This window comes from Paraburkholderia terrae (genome assembly GCF_002902925.1).
Classification (GTDB): domain Bacteria; phylum Pseudomonadota; class Gammaproteobacteria; order Burkholderiales; family Burkholderiaceae; genus Paraburkholderia; species Paraburkholderia terrae.
In genome coordinates this window covers 1,594,359-1,612,718 of record NZ_CP026113.1, presented here as the reverse complement: position 1 = coordinate 1,612,718, position 18,360 = coordinate 1,594,359, and the positions used below count along the sequence as shown (strand labels likewise).

The 18,360-nt window shown below is 65.5% G+C and carries 14 protein-coding genes and 1 pseudogene; 10 read left to right on the top strand and 5 right to left on the bottom strand.

The annotated features are described in order from the left end of the window. Window positions 1-23: 23 nt before the first annotated feature. Window positions 24-1,181: a CaiB/BaiF CoA transferase family protein gene (locus C2L65_RS36905; protein WP_042304975.1), complete on the bottom strand. Its 1,158-nt coding sequence runs from the start codon at window positions 1,179-1,181 to the stop codon at window positions 24-26. 45 nt (window positions 1,182-1,226) lie between these two features. After that, the gene (locus tag C2L65_RS36900) at window positions 1,227-2,036 is read right to left on the bottom strand and encodes a citryl-CoA lyase (protein ID WP_042304974.1); all 810 of its coding nucleotides are present in this window, start codon (window positions 2,034-2,036) and stop codon (window positions 1,227-1,229) included. Window positions 2,037-2,195: 159 nt separating this feature from the next. Between C2L65_RS36900 and C2L65_RS36895 the strand changes: the two genes are divergently transcribed. The 6 genes from C2L65_RS36895 (at window position 2,196) to C2L65_RS36870 (ending at window position 11,683) form a co-directional block, all read left to right on the top strand. Then, window positions 2,196-3,116: a LysR substrate-binding domain-containing protein gene (locus C2L65_RS36895; protein WP_007731320.1), complete on the top strand. Its 921-nt coding sequence runs from the start codon at window positions 2,196-2,198 to the stop codon at window positions 3,114-3,116. A gap of 182 nt (window positions 3,117-3,298) precedes the next feature. Then, a complete protein-coding gene (locus C2L65_RS36890; RefSeq protein WP_042304973.1) occupies window positions 3,299-4,297 on the top strand; it encodes a 2-keto-3-deoxygluconate permease in 999 nt (332 codons plus the stop codon). Further along, complete coding sequence (locus C2L65_RS36885; protein ID WP_042304972.1) at window positions 4,294-5,553, top strand: four-carbon acid sugar kinase family protein; 1,260 nt, start codon at window positions 4,294-4,296, stop codon at window positions 5,551-5,553. Before C2L65_RS36890 ends, C2L65_RS36885 begins: the two co-directional genes overlap by 4 nt. 39 nt (window positions 5,554-5,592) lie before the next feature. Next, window positions 5,593-6,591: a 4-hydroxythreonine-4-phosphate dehydrogenase PdxA gene (pdxA, locus tag C2L65_RS36880; protein WP_042304971.1), complete on the top strand. Its 999-nt coding sequence runs from the start codon at window positions 5,593-5,595 to the stop codon at window positions 6,589-6,591. A 109-nt stretch (window positions 6,592-6,700) separates the two neighbouring features. Then, window positions 6,701-7,468 carry a DeoR/GlpR family DNA-binding transcription regulator gene (locus tag C2L65_RS36875; protein ID WP_042304970.1) on the top strand — a complete coding sequence of 256 codons (768 nt, stop codon included), beginning with the start codon at window positions 6,701-6,703 and terminating at the stop codon, window positions 7,466-7,468. A gap of 81 nt (window positions 7,469-7,549) precedes the next feature. After that, window positions 7,550-11,683 (top strand): ATP-binding protein, encoded by a 4,134-nt coding sequence (locus C2L65_RS36870; protein WP_233446630.1) that lies wholly within the window; start codon window positions 7,550-7,552, stop codon window positions 11,681-11,683. Window positions 11,684-11,708: 25 nt separating this feature from the next. Here C2L65_RS36870 and C2L65_RS36865 read toward each other — a convergent pair whose 3' ends face one another. Then, window positions 11,709-12,494, bottom strand: coding sequence for an aldolase (locus C2L65_RS36865; RefSeq protein ID WP_042304969.1), 786 nt, complete (start codon window positions 12,492-12,494; stop codon window positions 11,709-11,711). 19 nt (window positions 12,495-12,513) lie between these two features. Continuing rightward, window positions 12,514-13,218, bottom strand: a complete 705-nt coding sequence (locus tag C2L65_RS36860; RefSeq protein WP_042304968.1) for a haloacid dehalogenase type II — start codon at window positions 13,216-13,218, stop codon at window positions 12,514-12,516. Between the two features lie 116 nt (window positions 13,219-13,334). On the opposite strand from C2L65_RS36860, the gene C2L65_RS36855 reads away from it, so the two are divergent. Continuing rightward, window positions 13,335-14,183: a LysR family transcriptional regulator gene (locus tag C2L65_RS36855; protein WP_042304967.1), complete on the top strand. Its 849-nt coding sequence runs from the start codon at window positions 13,335-13,337 to the stop codon at window positions 14,181-14,183. Here the strand turns inward: C2L65_RS36855 and C2L65_RS36850 are convergent. After that, window positions 14,180-15,417, bottom strand: a pseudogene (locus C2L65_RS36850) (LLM class flavin-dependent oxidoreductase). The gene C2L65_RS36855 and the pseudogene C2L65_RS36850 overlap by 4 nt on opposite strands. Before the next feature lie 255 nt (window positions 15,418-15,672). Between C2L65_RS36850 and tauA the strand changes: the two are divergent. Genes tauA through C2L65_RS36835 form a run of 3 tightly spaced genes read left to right on the top strand, consistent with a single transcriptional unit; the run spans window position 15,673 to window position 18,358 of the window. Continuing rightward, entirely contained in the window at window positions 15,673-16,704 is a 1,032-nt protein-coding gene (gene tauA / locus C2L65_RS36845) for a taurine ABC transporter substrate-binding protein (RefSeq protein ID WP_042304966.1), read from the top strand. Next, entirely contained in the window at window positions 16,701-17,480 is a 780-nt protein-coding gene (locus C2L65_RS36840; protein ID WP_042304965.1) for a taurine ABC transporter ATP-binding protein, read from the top strand. The genes tauA and C2L65_RS36840 overlap by 4 nt, the downstream gene beginning before the upstream one ends. Further along, window positions 17,480-18,358 (top strand): ABC transporter permease subunit, encoded by an 879-nt coding sequence (locus tag C2L65_RS36835; protein WP_042304964.1) that lies wholly within the window; start codon window positions 17,480-17,482, stop codon window positions 18,356-18,358. Before C2L65_RS36840 ends, C2L65_RS36835 begins: the two co-directional genes overlap by 1 nt. The last annotated feature ends 2 nt before the right edge of the window (window positions 18,359-18,360 follow it).

Here is an 18,360-nt window from a genome sequence, read left to right as displayed (position 1 = left end):
ATTTGATGCGTTGGCCGCGCTGCCTACGCGGCTTCGCTCTGCTTCAATGCCGTACGCAACGGCGCCAGCAATTCGCCGTTGTGCTCGCCGAGCGTCGGCGGCGCGATCACGTCGGTCGTGCGCTCGCCGTCGAAAGAAACAGGCGGCCGCACCGTGCGAAAACGCCCCATCTCCGGATGCGATGTTTCAACCAGCAATTCGAGGTGCTTGGCCTGCGGATCGTCGAGCGCTTCGCTGGCGTCGTACATCGGCGCATGCGGCACGTCGTTCGCTTCGAGTCGCGCGCACCAGTCGGCGCGGGTACGCTGCGCGAAGGCGGCGCCGAGCAGATCGATCAACGCCTCCTGATTCGCGATGCGTCCCGCGCGGTCGGCAAAGCGCGGGTCTTGCAGCAAGGTTGGCTGTTCGATGGCATCGGCGAGACCCAGCCAGAATTTCTCCGGCGACGACATGTGCAGCGCCAGCCATTTGCCGTCCGAGCACTTCATGACGTATGACTGCGACACGCTCGGACGGCTGTATGGGCCCATCAGTTCATCGGCTGAGTAGTAGTGCGTGAACGCGTCGAGATTGAAGTGGCTCATTGCTTCGAGCATCGACACTTCGACCTTGCGTCCGACGCCCGTCCGGTTGCGCTCGTGCAGCGCGCCGAGAATGCCGTACGCCGCATAGAGGCCCGTCAGCGAATCGGCAATCGCGGGACCGACCACGCGCGGATTCTCGGGATTGATCAGCAGGCCGAGAAAGCCGCTTGCCGCCTGTGCGACGGTATCGTATGCGGGGCGCGTCGCTGCCGGGCCGGTCTGGCCGAAGCCGCTGATCGCGCAGTAGATCAGGCGCGGATTGATCTCGCGCAAACGCTCGTAGCCCGCGTTCATGCGATCCGCTGCGCCCGGCCGGAAGTTCTGGATATACACGTCGGCGTCGCGGATCAGCGCGTCGAACAGCGCGAGATCATCAGCGTCTTTCGTATTCAGCGTGACGCTGCGCTTGTTGCGGTTGTAGGTCTGATAGTGCGGGCTATAGAGGCCGCCCTTGAACGCGCGGAACGGATCGCCCGAGCCCGGCTGCTCGATCTTGACGACGTCGGCGCCCAGATCGCCGAGCAGCATGCCGGCCGCCGGCCCCGTGATAAAGGTGCCTTGCTCCAGTACCCGGACGCCTTCGAGAACTTTGGTCATGCAACAACTCCAGAGATTCGCCGCGAAGCGGCTCAGAAGAAAAGCTCAGATACCGGCCTGAAAGCCTTCGGGCGCTTCGCCGTCGTACACCACTTCGCGCGTGGCCTGATACGACAACGCAAAACCGATCGAATGCGCCAGTTCTTCCGTCAGATGCCCGATCAGTCCGGCTGTGCGCGCGAGAATCGGCACGCCCTTGAGCGCGGCCAGCGGAAAACCGACGCCCAGCAACACAGCGGGAATCGCCGCCGACACGTTGAGCATCAGCGCCTTGCCGAACACATCTGGCAACACGGATTCGATCGCTTCCGCGATGCGCACGTAGGTCATATCCGCGCCGCTGCGTTCGGCGACGGCGAACAGCGCGTCGACGCGCGGGTCGCGCTCTTTATGCAGCGGATGGCCGTAGCCCGGCACGGCGCGTTTGTCCGCGCGATAACGCGTGATCACCGTGAACGCCGCCTCGGACAGATCGCCGCCCGTTTGTGCCGCGCACTGCCGCACTTCGTCGAGCAGCTTTCCACAGGACTCAGACGCGCCGAGTATCACCGAGCCGCAACCGAGAATCCCCGCGGCCACGGCGCCTTGCAGCGCATCGGGCGCGGCGGCGAGCGTCATGCGGCTGGCCTGCACGCTCGGCACGAGTCCGTGCTCCGCGATCGCGACGAGCGTCGCGTCGAGCACGGCGCTGGCCGCCGGGCTGGGCGTTTGTCCCGTGACGAGCAGGAAGAAGTAGTCGGTGAACGAGATCTTGCCGATCAGTTCGTTCGCGAGGTCGCGTCCTCGCACGACGATGGTGTGCGTATTCGAGGTCGAGATCGACGTGCGCGGGATAGTCTCTTTGCCGATTTTCATGGGTGCTTCGCGGGTCCGTTGAGCATCGCGTCGAGGTCTCCTCTCGCTGCGATCGTTGATGGCGAGGCCAGTGTAAGGCAGGCAATCTATCGATAAAAATGGTATTTTTCGCTGATTATCTATCGATGCCATCGATTCAAAAGCGTCCCTCGAGAACCCATGGAACTACGACATCTGCGCTACTTTGCGGCGCTAGCGGAGCAACTGAGCTTCACCGTCGCCGCGCAAAAGGTCCACGTCACGCAATCGACGCTGTCGCATCAGATCCGCCAGCTCGAAGAGGAACTCGGCTGCCGGCTGTTCGAGCGCGAAGGCCGGCGCGTGACGATGACGGAAGCGGGCGAGCTGTTTCTGGAGCGCGTGCGCAATGCGCTGCGCGAAGTCGACGAAGGCGTGTCGACCGTGCGCTATGCCGCTGAGGAAATGACGGGCGTCGTGCGCATCGGCGCGACGCACACGTTCAACCTGCACATCATTCCGCGCTGCGTGTCGCTGTTTCTGGACCGGCATCCGTCCGTGCGCGTCGACGTGCTCGAAATGACGGGCGACGGCATCGCGCAGGCGCTGCTGCGCGGCGACCTCGATATCGGCGTGACGTACAAGCCGAACGACGCGCTGCCGCTGCGTTTCGAGCCGCTCTACACCGAGGAGATGATGCTCGCCGTCGGGCTGCGGCATCCGTTCGCGAAGCGGCGCTTCGTGCGCGTGTCCGAGCTTCATCTGCAGCGCATGGTGCTGTTGCCGCGCAGCTTTTCCACGCGCGTGCTGCTCGACGAATCGTTCCGGATGGCGAATGCGGCGCCCGTCGTCGTCGCGGAAATGAACGCCATTGCGCCGATGATCGAACTGGTCAGAGAGACGGATATCGCGACGATCGTGTCGACCCACGCGCTGCGGCGCGAGGACGTGAAACTGATTCCGCTCGAAAGTCCGACGCCTGTGCGTTCGCCCGGCTTGCTGTGGCGCAGGGACGAGGCGCGCACGCCCGCGGCGCGCTCGTTTGCGTCGATCGTGCGCAGCGTGAGCGACAGCGAGAGCCGCGACACGCGGCGCAATACCGTGCGCGCCGCGCGCCGGTAACGGCCACGGGCGCGGGCATTGAGCGCGCCGTCCGCGAAATGATCGGTTTGCGCAAACTTGTGATCGGTTTGCGCAATCCAATCAAACGGTCTACACTCCGAACTGATCGATTCGATCGAATGATGACTGTTTCAATCAAAATCGCGGACAGACGCGGCGCTTAATAAAGCCAGGAGACTCGCATGGTTCAGATTCCCATCAAACGCTCGATCGAGCGCATCCCCGGCGGCATGATGATCGTGCCGCTGCTCATCGGCTCGCTGGTGGCGACGTTCCTGCCCGGCATGCCCAAGTTCTTCGGCTCGTTCACGAACGCGCTGTTCACGGGCGCACTGCCTATCCTGGCCGTGTTCTACGTATGCATGGGTGCGAGCATCGACGTGAAGGCGACGCCGTATCTGATGAAAAAGGGCGGCGCGCTGCTGGTGACGAAGGTGGGCGCGGCGGTGATCGTCGGTGTGATTCTCGGCCATGTGCTTGGCGAGCATCCGGTTTCGTCGGGCCTGTTCGCGGGCATCTCGACGCTCGCCGTGGTCGCCGCGATGAACGACACCAACGGCGGCCTCTACATGGCGCTGATGGGTCAGTATGGCCGCTCGGAAGACGTCGGCGCGTACACGCTGATGTCGCTCGAATCGGGTCCGTTCCTGACCATGGTGACGCTCGGCGTCGCGGGTCTGTCGGCGTTCCCGTGGCAAACGCTGGTCGGCAGCATCCTGCCGCTCGCGCTCGGCATGCTGCTCGGCAATCTGGACCGCGAAATGCGCGACTTTCTCGCGAAGGCGGTGCCCGTGATGATTCCGTTCTTTGCACTGGCGCTCGGCGCGGGCCTCGATCTGCACAAGGTCTGGCAAGCGGGGCTGCTCGGCATCGGTCTCGGCATCGCGGTGGTGATCGTGACGGGCATTCCGCTGTACTTCGCCGATCGCCTGACGGGCGGCACGGGCGTGGCGGGCGTGGCGGCAGCCAATACGGCGGGCAACGCAGCGGCTGTGCCGGCTCTCGTCGCGGCGGCGAACCCGGTGTACAACGAAGCGGCGCAGAGCGCGACGCTGCTGGTGGCCGCATGCGTCGTGGTCACGGCGATCCTGTCGCCGATCCTGACCGCGCAGGTGGCGAAGCGCTATCAGCAGCGCCAGGAAGGCGCGCGCACGAAGAATCGCGAAGGGCTGGCACGATGAAGATTCTGATTCTCGCGGACGACCTGTCGGGCGCTGCGGACTGCGCGATCGGTTTCGCGAGCGCGGGCCATCGCACGGTCGTCACGCTGGAGGCGACGCGTACACCCGCGCATGACGGCGCGGACACGATCGCCGTCGATACCGACACGCGCCGTCTCACGCCTCACGACGCATCAGTGCGCACGTCGGCGGCCTATGCCGAGATGAGCGCGCGCGACCAGCGGCTCTACAAGAAAATCGATTCGACGCTGCGCGGCAACTGGGCAGCGGAAGTGGCGGGCCTGCAGGCGCTCGCGGGCATGGCGATCGTCGCGCCCGCCTTCCCGGCGACGGGACGCACGGTGCGCGACGGCCGCGTGTTCGTACACGGCGAGCCGCTCGAACAGACGGCGACATGGAAGCTGGAGCATGCGGGTGTTCCCGCCGGCATCGCAGCGCAACTCGAAGCAGCCGGTTTGGCAACGGACCGGCTCGACGCCGAAGCACTCGCCGACGAACCCGAAACGCTGGCCGTATGTATCGGCGCGATGGCGGCGAACGGCGTGCAGGCGCTGATCGTCGATACGCAAAGCGAGAAGGCCTTGCGCGCGCTCGCCCGCGCCACGCTGCAAAGCGACGCGCCGTTCTTCTGGGTCGGATCGGGCGGGCTCGCGCGCGAGATCGCGGCGCTCAATCCGCGCGGCGACGCTGAAGAACGCAAGTCCAGCGGCGACAGATTTCCCGGCGGCCCGATCCTGATTCTGGTCGGCAGCCTGTCGGCTGTCAGCGAGCGTCAATGCGCGATGCTGCGCGAGCGCGGCGCCGTCGAAGAACTGATCGTGCCGCCTGTCGTGCTGCGCGAAGGCAAGAGCCATCGCGACTGGCGCGCGTGGCAGGACCAGGTCGGCGTGTCGCTGAAGGCGGGTGTCGATCTGTTGCTGCGCATCGGTCGCGACGACGCGTTCGATCCCGCCGAAGGCGCGCAACTGTCGGCGGCGCTTGCGGCGCTGGTCGAGCCGCACTTCACGAAAACGGGCGGCCTGATCGCGACGGGCGGCGAGACCGCGCGCGCGATGCTGGCGGCCGCGCGCATCGGCAATCTGCAATTGCTGGCTGAAGTCGAAGCGGGCGTCGCGGTGGCGAGGCCGCTCGATGCGACCCGCACACATTGCCCCGGCGTCGTGACGAAGGCGGGCGCATTCGGCACCGATCACGCGCTGTATGCCGCATGGCTGACCCTGCGCAACGAAACCGAGCGCGACGTCGTTTCCCACTGACGTCCGCGAATGAATAGCAAGTACCCACGAGATCACATCATGAGCAACTACCTTCCCGTAATCGGCATCACGATGGGCGATGCAGCAGGCGTCGGCGCAGAAGTCGTCGTCAAGAGCCTCGCACACGCGTCGGTCTACGCGCAATGCCGTCCGCTCGTGATTGGCGATGCGAGGCGCCTCGAACGCGCGAACCAGATCGTCGGCGGGACGATGAAGATTCGCCGCATCGAAGATGCATCCGATGCGCGCTACGAACAAGGCACAATCGACTGCATCGACCTCGGCCTGATTCCCGACGACCTGCCGTTCGGCCAGTTGTCGGCACTGGCGGGCGACGCCGCGTATCAATACATCAAGCGCGCCGTCGAACTCGCGCAGGCGGGCAAGATCGACGCGATCTGCACGGCGCCGCTCAACAAGGAAGCATTGCATGCGGGCGGCCACAAGTACCCGGGCCACACGGAAATGCTCGCGCATCTGACGGGCGTCGACGAAGTGTCGATGATGCTGGTCGCGCCGCAACTGCGCGTGATTCACGTGACGACGCACATCGGCATCATCGACGCGATCCGCAAGATCGAGCCGGGCCTCGTGCAGCGGACCATCGAACGCGGCAACGCGACGCTCGTGAAGGCGGGCATCGAACATCCGCGCATCGGCGTGTGCGGCATCAATCCGCACGCGGGCGAAAACGGCCTGTTCGGCTATGGCGAAGAAGAGGAGAAGATCATCCCCGCCGTGAAGCTGCTGCAGGAACGCGGCCTCGACGTCACGGGTCCGCTGCCCGCCGACACGCTGTTTTTCCGCGCAGGCCGAGGCGACTTTGATCTGGTGGTCGCGATGTATCACGACCAGGGCCACGGCCCGGTGAAGGTGCTCGGCCTCGAAGCGGGCGTGAACGTGACGGTGGGGCTGGAAGTGATCCGCACGTCGGTCGATCACGGCACCGCGTTCGATATCGCGGGCAAGGGTGTCGTCGACGAAGGCAGCATGCTCGAAGCGTTGCGCCAGGGCGCGGAACTGGCGACGCGCCGCTGAACGCAGACGGCGGCGAGCCGGCGCAGCAGCAACACTGTACGCGCCCGCCGTCGAATGGGCGCAAAGGGGCTGGTGTAAGATCGAGCCCCATTCCCGGACTCCCGCAGACGTGAAAAAAACGACCGACCGTCATCAGGCGATTCTCGAACTCGTGCGCACGCGCGACGCCAACGTCGAGGCGTTGTGCGCCGCGCTGGGCGTGTCGGAAGCGACGATCCGCCGTGACCTGACGGCGCTCGCGAAGCAGAAGCGCCTGGTGCGCACCTACGGCGGCGCGACCGCGCTGGTCGGGGTACACGAGCCGGAAGCGTCGCTCGAAGAACGCAAGTCGGCGCAGCGCGAGCAAAAGGAAGTCATCGCGCAGGCGGCCGCCTTGCACGTACACGACGGGGACACGGTGCTGCTCGACGGCGGCACGACCTGCGCCCAGCTCGCGTGGCATCTGTCGACGCGCGAAGACCTGCATGTCGTCACCAACAATCTGCTCGCGGTCACAGCGCTCGCCAATGCGCCAGGCGTGCGGCTCACGCTGATCGGCGGCGAACTGCGCGGCTCCAGCATGAGCACGCTCGGGCCGCTCGCGGAACTCATTCTCAGCCGTTTGACCGTCGACCGCGCGTTTCTCGGCGCGGACGGCGTGGTCGCGGGCTTCGGCCTGTGCGAAGCATCGGCGCAGCAGGCGTATCTGAAGGAGTGCATCGTGTCGCGCGCCGCCGAAATCATCGTGCTCGCCGATTCCGACAAGCTCGGCCGCGCGCGCCAGCAGCACTGGACGCCGCTGCAGCGCGACTGGCGGCTCATCACCTCGGCGCTGGCCGACGAAGCGCTGCTCGCGCCGTTTCGCGCGCTCGATGAAGTGATCGTCGAACTGGCCTGAGCGACTTTGCTCCGCGAACCGTTTTGATCAGCAACCTTGCGCGTTTGATCCAGGTCCCGAACAGGCTGGCGGGGCACTATCATGAAACTCAGCAACGTGACGCCAGCGCCGTCTGCGCCGGTCTTCGTTTCCCTGACCGCCATGAACAACATCAGCAATCGCTGCCTCAGGCTGTGCCAGGTTTTATGCGTGATGCTTGCGCTGGCATCGGTCGACGCCACCGCGCAGGCGCAATCTCACCCGCACAAGCCTGCAAGCCTCACGGTGGGAGTCCCCGAAGGCGGCTGGCCGCCGCTTCTGATCGTCAACAACGGTCAGCTGTCCGGCGCCGCGTTCGATATCCTCAAATCCGTTCTCGACCCGTCCGCGCAACTGCGGGTCCGGGTGTTCCCTGACTACGCGTCGTTGAACGCTGCAGCCTGCGCCGGCTCCGTCGACATCGTGCTCGCCGTGCAGAAGCCGATCGAGGCGAGGCGCTGCCTGATACTGTCCGAGCCGTACTACGATGCCGATTTCGTCGTGGTCGGGCGCGCGTCGGATGCCGCGCGCGACGGCGAGCCGCCACGCCTCGCGGGCAAGCGCATTGCGGCAGAGGCAGGCTCGTACATCGAGCAGGTGTCGCACGAGCGCTACCCCGATTCCGTCTTCGTGCGTACACACAGTCCGCAGGAGGGCTTGCGCGATGTGCTGCAAAAGAAGGCGGACGTCTACATCACGTTGCTGCCCGTCGCGGACTACCTTTTGTCGCAGCCGGAGTTCGCCGGGCTGGCGGAACTGAATCGCTATCGCGAAACGGAAAGCGGCGTGCGCTTCGGCTTTGCGCGCACGCAACAGGCGTTGCGCGACGGTGTCGACGAACGGCTGAACGCGCTGCCCGAGTATGCCCGGCAGCGCATCCTGAGCAACTGGATGACTACCGGGCCGATTCAACCGGAGTCGCCCGCGCCGTTTCATCTGAGCGACGAGGAGCGCGCATGGCTGCGCTCGCTGCCGCCGCTGCGCGTGGGCGTGGACAGCGGGCTGCCGCCGTACAGTTACGTCGACGACAGCGGGCAGACGCATGGCATGGCACAGGACTATCTGCGCTATCTCGCGAACCGGCTGGGGATCGGTTTCGTACGCCAGCCCGAGCCAGGCTTCGCCGCCACCGTGGATGCCCTGCAAGCGGGAACGCTCGATCTGGTCGCCGTCGCCATTCTTCATGACCCCGCGTTGCGCGGCACGCCCGTGTCGCGCCCGTACGCGACGTTTCCGGTTGTTGCCGTCGGCCGTAACGATGCGCCTGCGCTTGGCCAGTTACGCGATCTGAACGGCAAGCGCGTCGCCGTCACCGACGGCGGCGGTCTGCGCTGGCTGGTGACGGGCGCAGCGCCGCAGGCGCGCATCGTCGTCGTGCCGGATGTCGGGACGGGCATGAACGCGGTCGCCGAAGGCAAGGCCGATGTCTACGTGGACGATCTGGCCACGGTTCACTACATGCTGCAGCGCATGCATGGCGACACGCTGCGCATCATCGGCTCCGCGGGCCGTTCGCTGCAGACGGGCTTTGCCGTCTCGCCGAAGCTGGCGGCCCGGCTCATGCCGATCATCGACCGCGCGCTCGCGGCGTTGCCGGACTCCGAGCGGCTCTCGATCCAGAACCGCTACTTCGGCGCGAACTACGAACTGGGTCCGTCGTGGAAAGACATCGCGCTGAGGTTCGCGCCCGTGGCGCTCGCGCTGCTGGCCGTGATTGCGGTGCTGTGGCGCTCGCGCCGCGCGTTGCACAAGGAGGCGCGCGAACGCCGGGAAGCAGAGCTGCGGCTGATCGACGTGACCAGCCAGTTGCCGGCGACTGCGTTCCAGTATCGACAGGCTAGAAACGGCGACTCGCGGGTGATCTGGCTAAGCGGCAATACCGTCGAAATGTTCGGCAAGACCAGCGCTGAGCTGCAAGCCATTCCCGGATCGGTGCTCGCAGCAGTTCATCCTGAGGACCGCGCCGCGCTTCTGACCGAGGCGTACAAGGCCGAGCAGATGCTGGCGACCGTGAGCCGCGAACTTCGCGTTCAGCGCCGCGGCGCCTTCCGGTGGACGCGGCTGCACGCTGTGCCGCATCGGGTCGAGCACGACGATCTCGTCTGGACAGGCTACTGGAGCGACGCCGAAGAACAGCATCAGCATGCCGTCGCGCTTGGCGAGGCGCGCGATGCGGCGCAGCAGGCGTCGCGCGCGAAGAGCGAGTTTCTCGCGGCGATGAGCCATGAGATACGCACGCCGATGAGCGCCGTGATAGGACTGATCGAACTGCTAGCACACAGCAACCTGCGCCCCGACCAGGCGGTCAAGGTGAAGCTGATCTCGCAGGCAGCCGAGTCGCTGCTGCAGATCCTCAACGACATTCTGGACTACTCGAAGATCGAGGCCGGCAAGATCGCACTGGAGCGGGCGCCAGTGGATATCCGCGATCTGTGCGCGAGCACGTTCTCGCTGTTCTTCTGGCGCGCACAGGAGAAGCGGCTGAAGCTGGTGCTGTGCATCGACGCGGCGATTGCGCCCGTGGTGTGGAGCGACGGCGTGCGGCTACGGCAGATTCTCTTCAACCTGCTCAGCAACGCGATCAAGTTCACCTCGGAAGGCAGCATCCGGCTCGACGTCGAACTCGCGGGCCAGGACGACGAAGGCAACGGCACTCAAATCATTGTCTGGCGCGTGAGCGACACGGGAATCGGCATCAGCCCGGATCAGCGGGCGCGCCTCTTTCAGCCGTTCGTGCAGGCCGAAGCCTCGACGACGCGCCGCTATGGCGGTACAGGTCTCGGCTTGACGATCTCGCGGCGGCTGGTGGCCATGCTGGGCGGCACCATCGGCATGGAAGGCGAAGTGGGGCGTGGCACCCAGGTCGAGTTCCGCCTGCCGCTGGAAGTGAACCAGCGCGAGTTTCAAAGCTATCCGCTGGCCGGCGTCACCGTCGGTCTTTGCGTTCGCGATGCGTCTGTGCTGTGCAGCCTGACGCAAGCGTTGCGCACTTTCGGCGGTACTGTGGCGATTCTCGATCCAAATGCAGCGCTTTCCCCGGATGGCTTGCCAGCGGAGTGCCGGCTGATCATCGACGACCTGCTGACAGCGGAAAGTCCGTCAGCGGACCAGCCTCTCATGCAAGCCCAGCAGAAGCCCCCAGTTCAAATACAGGTGGGCGGCGTCCCCGTCGTTCCCACGACCGCGACCATCAAGACGGGCGGATATGTCCGCATGGGGGACATCTGCTATCTGTGCGTCTATCCCGTGACGCTCGAGGGCGTGGCTGCCGTCTGCAATGCCGTCTTGCACGGGGACGCCGAACTGGGACTGGAATCCGCGGCGTCGGCGCTCACACCGGCTGCGCCGCGCAGCCGCGCCGATGCGCTGCGCGATCATGCGCTGATCCTGATCGCCGAAGACAACGGGATCAACCGCCATCTGCTGCGGCAGCAACTGGAACTGCTCGGCTGCACGTGCGACACCGTCGAACATGGCGTGCAGGCGCTGAAGGCGATGGAGTCGGCGGACTATGCGCTGCTGATCACCGATTGCCACATGCCCGAGATGGACGGCTACACGCTGGCAACCCGCGTGCGCGAACGGACGGATGACAGGCCGCGCATCTCCATCGTCGGACTGACGGCGAGCGTGGGGCGGGAAGAACGCGAAGAGTGTCTGGCCGCCGGCATGGACGAGTGCCTGTACAAGCCGGCCAAGCTCAGCGATCTGCTTGCGTGCCTTACCCGGTTCGCGCCGCAGTGCCTGCAGGGGCACGGCGCGCCCGCGAGCGACGCACGGCCCGCGCCGCAGGTGGACGCGCCGCGTGCCACGCCTCACGTGGCTGGACCCGCCGCCGTACCTGCCGCCGCGACGGAACCGGGCGAACTGCCCGATCTCGACTGGGACGCGATCAATCAGAATTTCGGCAGCACCGGGCGCGACGAGAAGCTGATCGAAATCATCGTCCAGACCATGACGACCGATGCCGACGAACTCGAAGGCATGCTCGGCGAGGCCGAGCCGGCTGTCCTGCGGCAGTGGATTCATCGCGTCGACGGCGCGGCTTCCGTGCTCAGGTACGAACCGCTGAAGCATGCGCTGCAGACGTTCCGTGCGAGCGTGCTGACAGGCGACAGGGCGCTCTATATAGCCTCGGGCGAGCAGATGCTGCACAAGCTGCGGCAGATCACCGATCACGTCGCGCGTCAGGTGTAGCGGCGATCGCGATGTCTCGCGTGCTTCATGTCTCGAAGCGGTTGCCCGCGTCGCGCAGACGCCTGATGCCGCTGTCGAGGTGCGCTCGCGCGCTTTCCTTGTCGCCCAGCCGCATCTGCTCATACGCGCGCTGCGCGATGTCGTGCGGCACGGGCTTGAGCGGCCGGTTGCTCTGCATCGCCTTGAGTTGCACTTCGGCGGCGCGCTCAAGGTAGTACAGATCGTCCCAGGCTTCGGCGATGCTCGCGCCCGCGACCATCACGCCGTGATTCTTCAGGAACAGGATGTCCGCGTCGCCCATTGCAGCCGCGATGCGGTCGCCTTCGGATGTATCGAGCGCCAAGCCGTTGTAGTGCTCGTCGACGGCGGTACGCCCGTAGAATTTCAGCGCGGTTTGTCCGAGCCACAACAGCGGCGGTCCTTCGATGAGGCACAACGCGGTCGCGTTCGGCATATGCGTGTGAAACGCGGCCTTCACGCGCGGCATGGCCCGATGCAACTGCGCATGAATGTAGAACGCCGTCGCTTCCGGGCTGCCGTCACCCTCGATCACGTTGCCGTCGAAATCGCAGATCAACAGGCGCGATGCCGTGACTTCCGAAAACGCGTAGCCATACGGATTGACGAAGAACAGATCGTCATGTCCCGGCACGACGGCGGAGAAATGATTGCACACGCCTTCTTCGAGACCATGCTGTGCAGCAAGCTGAAAACACGCGGCCAGTTCAATGCGGGCCGCATGCACCGCGTCGGAATCGAGCGCGGTGCGGCGCGAGACAGCGGAGGTGTTGACGTTGAGCGTATGAGCCATGACAGGTCCTTTGCGCGTTTCACCAGCCGAGCGACGCGAACAGCGGCGGCACCTTGTCGAGCGTCGCGAGCGTGGCGTCGGGCGTGTAGTCGGGCAGGCGCTGGCGGCCCGTGCCGCGGTCGATCCACACGCAGCGAAAGCCGATATCGCGCGCCGCTGCGTGATCCAGATGCGGGCTCGCGCAGATATGCACCACGTCGTCGAGCGATACGCCTAGCTGTTCGTGAGCATAGTCGAAAAGGCGCCGGTTGGGTTTGTACGCGCCGGCCTGCTGCGCGGTAATTACGCGGTCGATATAGCCGCCAAGCTGCGCGACGTTGCCGGCGATCACGTCGTCATCGGTATTCGACACGATGCACAGCCGGTAGCCCGCTTCCTTCAGCGCGCGCAGCGTATCGACCACTTCGGGGAAGGGCGGCATCGCGGAGATGCGGCTGGTCAGCAGGCGGATGTCGTTGTCGTCGGCGTGCAGGTCGAATTCTTCGAGCGCGATGCGTAGCGCTTCGCCAGCGACTTCGCGGAACGAGCGGTGCGGCGGCGTCTGTTCCAGCGCGTGCTCGTGCCTGTCGTAGACGGCGATGAATTCGCGCGGATCGATGGCGGCGGCGTGCTTGCCGGCGAGGATCGCCGTGACGGCGTCCAGCAGGCCTTCGTCCCATTGAATCAGCGTGCCGTAGCAATCGAAGGTCAGCCACGACGGGCGCGGTGTGTTTTCAAGTGACATGAGAGGCTCCTTTCCGGTGACGTCGATATGGAACACAGACTATGCCTCGCGCCGCATATTGGGAAATTAAATTAAAATGGCATGCTTAGTGGAATCGTAAATATGAGGCGCCCGTCATGCTCGATCTCGAACTTCTGAAGACGCTGGTGTGCGTCGTCGACGAAGGCAGCTTCACACGGGCCGGCGACCGCGTACACCGCACCCAGTCGACGGTCAGCCAGCAGGTGCGGCGCCTCGAAGAACTGGTTGGCCGTACGCTGTTGATGCGCGACCGCACGGGCAACCAGGTGACGGCGACAGAACACGGCGAACTGCTCACGCAATATGCGCGCCGCCTGATCGCGCTGTCGCAGGAGGCACAGGACGCGCTCGCGAGCGATGTATGGCGTACGCCGATCCGCATCGGCGTGCCGGAAGACTTCGACGCGAAGCGCATGGCGTCAATCCTGTCGGGCTTCGTCAAGGCGCGGCCCGAAGCGCGGCTCGAAACGGTCGCGGGCATGAGTTCCGATCTGCACCGCAAGCTGTCGGGTGGCGAGATCGAGATCGCGCTCGTCAAACGCGAGCCGGGTAGCGGGCCGAGTCTCGCGTCGTGGCCCGAATCGCTCGTGTGGGTGCGCGGGCGCATGATCGAAGTGCCGCCCGAAGATGGCGAGCCGATTCCGCTCGCGCTGTTTCCGCAAGGCTGCGTGTACCGCAAGCGCGCGATCCGCAGCCTCGATCATACGCAGCGAAGCTGGCGCGTCGCGTTCGGCAGCCATAGCCTGACGGGCATTCAGGCGGCCGTCGCTTCCGGCCTCGGCATCACGGTGCTGCCGACCACGGCCGTGCTGCCCGAGCATAGCGTGTGCTTTGACCTGCCGCGTTTGCCGCCCACCGAACTCGCGCTCATCGGCTCGGGCGGCGCGATGAACGCGGTGCAATCGGCGCTGGTGGATTTTCTGCGCGAGGCGGTGTCGGTCTAGTCGCCGCGGCGCCGAGCGAAGAAACGATTCTCCGGGCGCGGCAAGCCTAGATGGTCGCGCAGCGTCGTGCCTTCGTACGCGCGCCGGAAAATGCCGCGCCGTTGTAGCTCGGGCACGACTTTATCGGCGAAATCGTCGAGACCGCCTGGCAGATACGGGAACATCACGTTGAATCCGTCCGAGCCGCGCTCGACTAGCCATTGCTCCATCTGATCGGCGATCGTCGCGGGCGTTCCGACCATTTCCAGCCCCGAATAACCGCCGATCCGCTGCGCAAGCTGGCGGATCGTCAACTGGTCGCGACGTGCCCAATCGACGACACGTTGCCGCGAACTCTTGCTGGCGTTGCTCTCGGGAATTTCGGGCAGCAGCGAATCCGGGTCGAGTTGCGACACGTCATGGCCGAGCGCGATCGAAAGCGATGCGATACCGCTGTCGTAATGCACGCGCGCTCGACGCGGCTTTTCACATCGGCGTAAAAGCGCTGGCCTTCGGCGAGCGAGGGCGGCGCGGTGAACACGGCGTCCGCTGTTTCGGCGGCGATCTGGCGTCCCGCTTCCGATGACCCAGCCTGCACGACGACAGGCCACCCCTGAACCGGTCGCGCAATGTTCAGCGGCCCACGCACCGACAGATGCTCGCCTTTGTGGCCTAGCACGTGCATCCGCTCGGTGTCGACAAAGACGCCGCTTTCGACGTCGCGGACAAACGCGTCGTCCGCCCAGCTATCCCACAGGCCCGTGACGACGTCGTAGAACTCGCGCGCACGGTGATAGCGCTCGCCGTGCTCGACATGGGCTTCGAGGCCGAAGTTCAGCGCCGCATCGGGATTGGAAGTCGTCACGAGATTCCAGCCGGCGCGGCCGCCGCTCAGATGATCGAGCGAAGCGAAGCGGCGCGCGACGTGATACGGCTCGTCGAACGTCGTCGACGAGGTGGCAATCAGCCCGATGCGCTCCGTCACCGACGACAGCGCGGCGAGCAGCGTCAGCGGCTCGAACGATGTCACCGTGTGGCTGCGCCTGAGCGCGGCGGGCGGCATGTTGAGCACGGCCAGATGATCGGCCATGAAGAACGCGTCGAAGCAGGCGCGTTCGAGCGTCTGCACGAAGCGCTTCAGGTGCGCGATGTTGAAGTTTGCGTCGGGGAAAGCGCCGGGAAAGCGCCACGCGCCCGTATGCAGGCTGACGGGACGCATGAAAGCGCCGAGATGCAACTGACGGGATCGGGTCATGATGGAAGCCCTTGCCGAAAAGGTAAGCGGATTGCAAAGCGTGCGCGAAATACGATACGACAAGCGCGCAAATCCGGCTGGCCGACTGCACAAACTGGTCTGTGCAGCGATATCAGCGGCATCCGCTGTTTCTGCATGAAAAGCAAAGCTGCAACGGCGTGATTAGCTACGCACGAAACATTCGAACGACGGCGGTGAGAAGTGCCTATAGTCGGAAGCCTCATGCAGTTTCCATAACCAGCACGCAACTTTCCGATGAACCACACTCTCTCCTTCCTGCGCCGCGCGTTGCACGCCGCCGCGTTCGTCGTGGCGTCGGCCGCGATTGTCTCGCCCGCCCACGCCGAAACTCGCGAAGTCGTAATCGGCTATCAGGACATGGTCGTGCCGTGGCGCTACGCGCAGGTCACGGGCGCCGTCGAAAAAGCCACCGGCTACAAGGTCACGTACCGCAAGCTCGGCAGCGGCGCGGACGTGATCCGCGCGCTCGCGTCCGGCTCGATCCAGCTCGGCGAAGCGGGCTCCAGTCCGATTGCGGCCGGGCTGTCGCAGGGCGTGGATCTGTCGCTGTTCTGGATTCTCGACAACATCAACGACGCCGAAGCGCTCGTCGCGCGCGACGGCTCGGGCGTGACCAAGCTCACCGACCTGAAGGGCAAGACGATCGGCCTGCCGTTCGTGTCGACGTCGCACTTCCATGCGCTCGTCGCGTTGCAGCAGGCGGGTGTCGATCCGTCGACGGTGAAGATCCTGAACCTGCGTCCGCCCGAGGTCGCGGCTGCATGGCAGCGCGGCAACATCGACGCGACGTACATCTGGGACCCGGTGCTCGCGAAGGTCAAGCAGAACGGCAAGGTGCTGATCACGTCGGGTGAGGTCGCGAAGGAATCGGGCAAGGCGACCTTCGACGGCTTCGTCGCCGCGCGCCAGTTCGAGCGCGACAACGCCGCGTTCATGACGGGCCTCGTCAAGGTGCTGGCCGAAACGGATGCGCAGTATCGCGATCACAAGGCGGCATGGACGCCCGCTTCGAAGGAAGTGCAGGCCGTCGCGCAAGAGTCGGGCGCAACGCCCGCCGACGTGCCCGCAAGCCTCGCGCTGTACGCGTTCCCGACGCCGGCGGAACAGGCGTCGCCGGCGTGGCTTGGCGGCGGCAAGCAGTCGGGCGCGGCGGCATCGCTGGCGGCGACGGCGGCGTTCCTGAAAACACAAGGCACGATCCAGAACGTGCTGCCCGACTACTCGGGCGCCGTGAATCCTCGCTTCGCGCAACAGGCCGCGCGATGAGCGCGCTGGAAATCCGTGGCGTCGGCGTGACCTATGACGGCGCGGATGCGCCCGCGCTCGCGGGCGTCGATCTGCGCATCGACAGCGGTGAATTCGTGGTCGCATTGGGCGCGTCGGGTTGCGGCAAGACCACGCTGCTCAATTGCATTGCGGGTTTCGTCGATCCCACGGAAGGCGAAGTGCGCCTGAATGATGCCCCGATCGAAGGGCCGGGCTCGGAGCGCGGCGTCGTGTTCCAAAAACATGCGTTGATGCCGTGGCTCAACGTGCTCGACAACGTCGCGCTCGGACTTCGTTTTCGCGGCGTCGCGCGCGACGAGCGGCACGAAATCGCTCGGCGCACGCTGGCGCTCGTAGGACTGGAGCGGCATGCGAACGCGAAGGTGTACGCGCTGTCGGGCGGCATGCAGCAGCGCGTGGGCATCGCCCGCGCGTTGGCGAGCGACCCGCAAGTGTTGTTGATGGACGAGCCGATGGGCGCGCTCGATGCGCTTACGCGCGAAACGGTTCAGGAACTCGTGCTCGACGTATGGTCGCGCACGCAAAAGACGGTGTTCTTCATCACGCACAGCGTCGAAGAGGCGCTATTTCTCGCGACCCGTCTCGTGTTGATGACGCCTGGCCCGGGGCGCGTCGCGGAAGTGCATGAACTGCCGTTTGCGCGCGAATACCTCGCGTCGCGCGATGCGCGCGCGGTGAAATCGTCGGCGGCCTTTATCGAGTGGCGCGAGCGTTTGACGCGCCGCTTGCATGAGACGGTGCGGGAGGCCGCCTGATGAACTCGATCGATTCTTCGCGACACAGCGTGACGGGACGCCTGCGAGCGGCACAGCGCGGCGACGCGACACCTACACGTAGGCGCAAGGCCAATCGCGGCATACCCGGCGAAGGCCCGACCGCCGCGCTCAGCACGCTGTGCGTCGCGGCCTTGTTGCTGCTGTGGTGGGCCTCATCGCATTTCGGCTGGGTGCCGCCGCTGTTTCTGCCATCGCCGGACGCCGTCTGGCGCGCATTCGCCGATGCATGGAACGGCCGCATTCAGGGCGGCCTGCCGTTGTCGGAACACTTGATGTGGAGCGCGATCCGCGTGTTCGGCGCATTTGCGCTCGCGTGCGTGACGGCCGTGCCGATCGGCGTGTTGATGGGCGTGAGCCGCGTCGCGCGCGGTCTGCTCGATCCGCCCATCGAGTTTTACCGGCCGCTGCCGCCGCTCGCGTATCTGCCGCTGGTGGTGATCTGGTTCGGCATCGATGAAACGGCGAAGCTCATCGTCATTTGGCTCGCCTGCTTCGCGCCCATTGCGATGGCCGCGCGCGCGGGCGTGCGTAGCGCGACCGTCGAGCAGATCAACGCCGCCTGGTCGCTCGGCGCGAACTTCAGGCAAATCGTGCTGCACGTCGTGCTGCCCGCTGCGTTGCCGGAGATTCTGACGGGGCTGCGCATTGCGATCGGCTTCGGCTGGACCACGCTCGTCGCCGCCGAGATGGTCGCGGCGACGGCAGGCCTCGGACAGATGGTGCTCAATGCGTCGAGCTTTCTGCGCACCGATGTCGTCGTGATGGGCATCGTGCTGATCGGTGCGATTGCGTGGCTGTTCGATCTCGGCATGCGCGCGCTGGAACGCAAGCTCGTGCCGTGGAAGGGCAAGCAATAGCG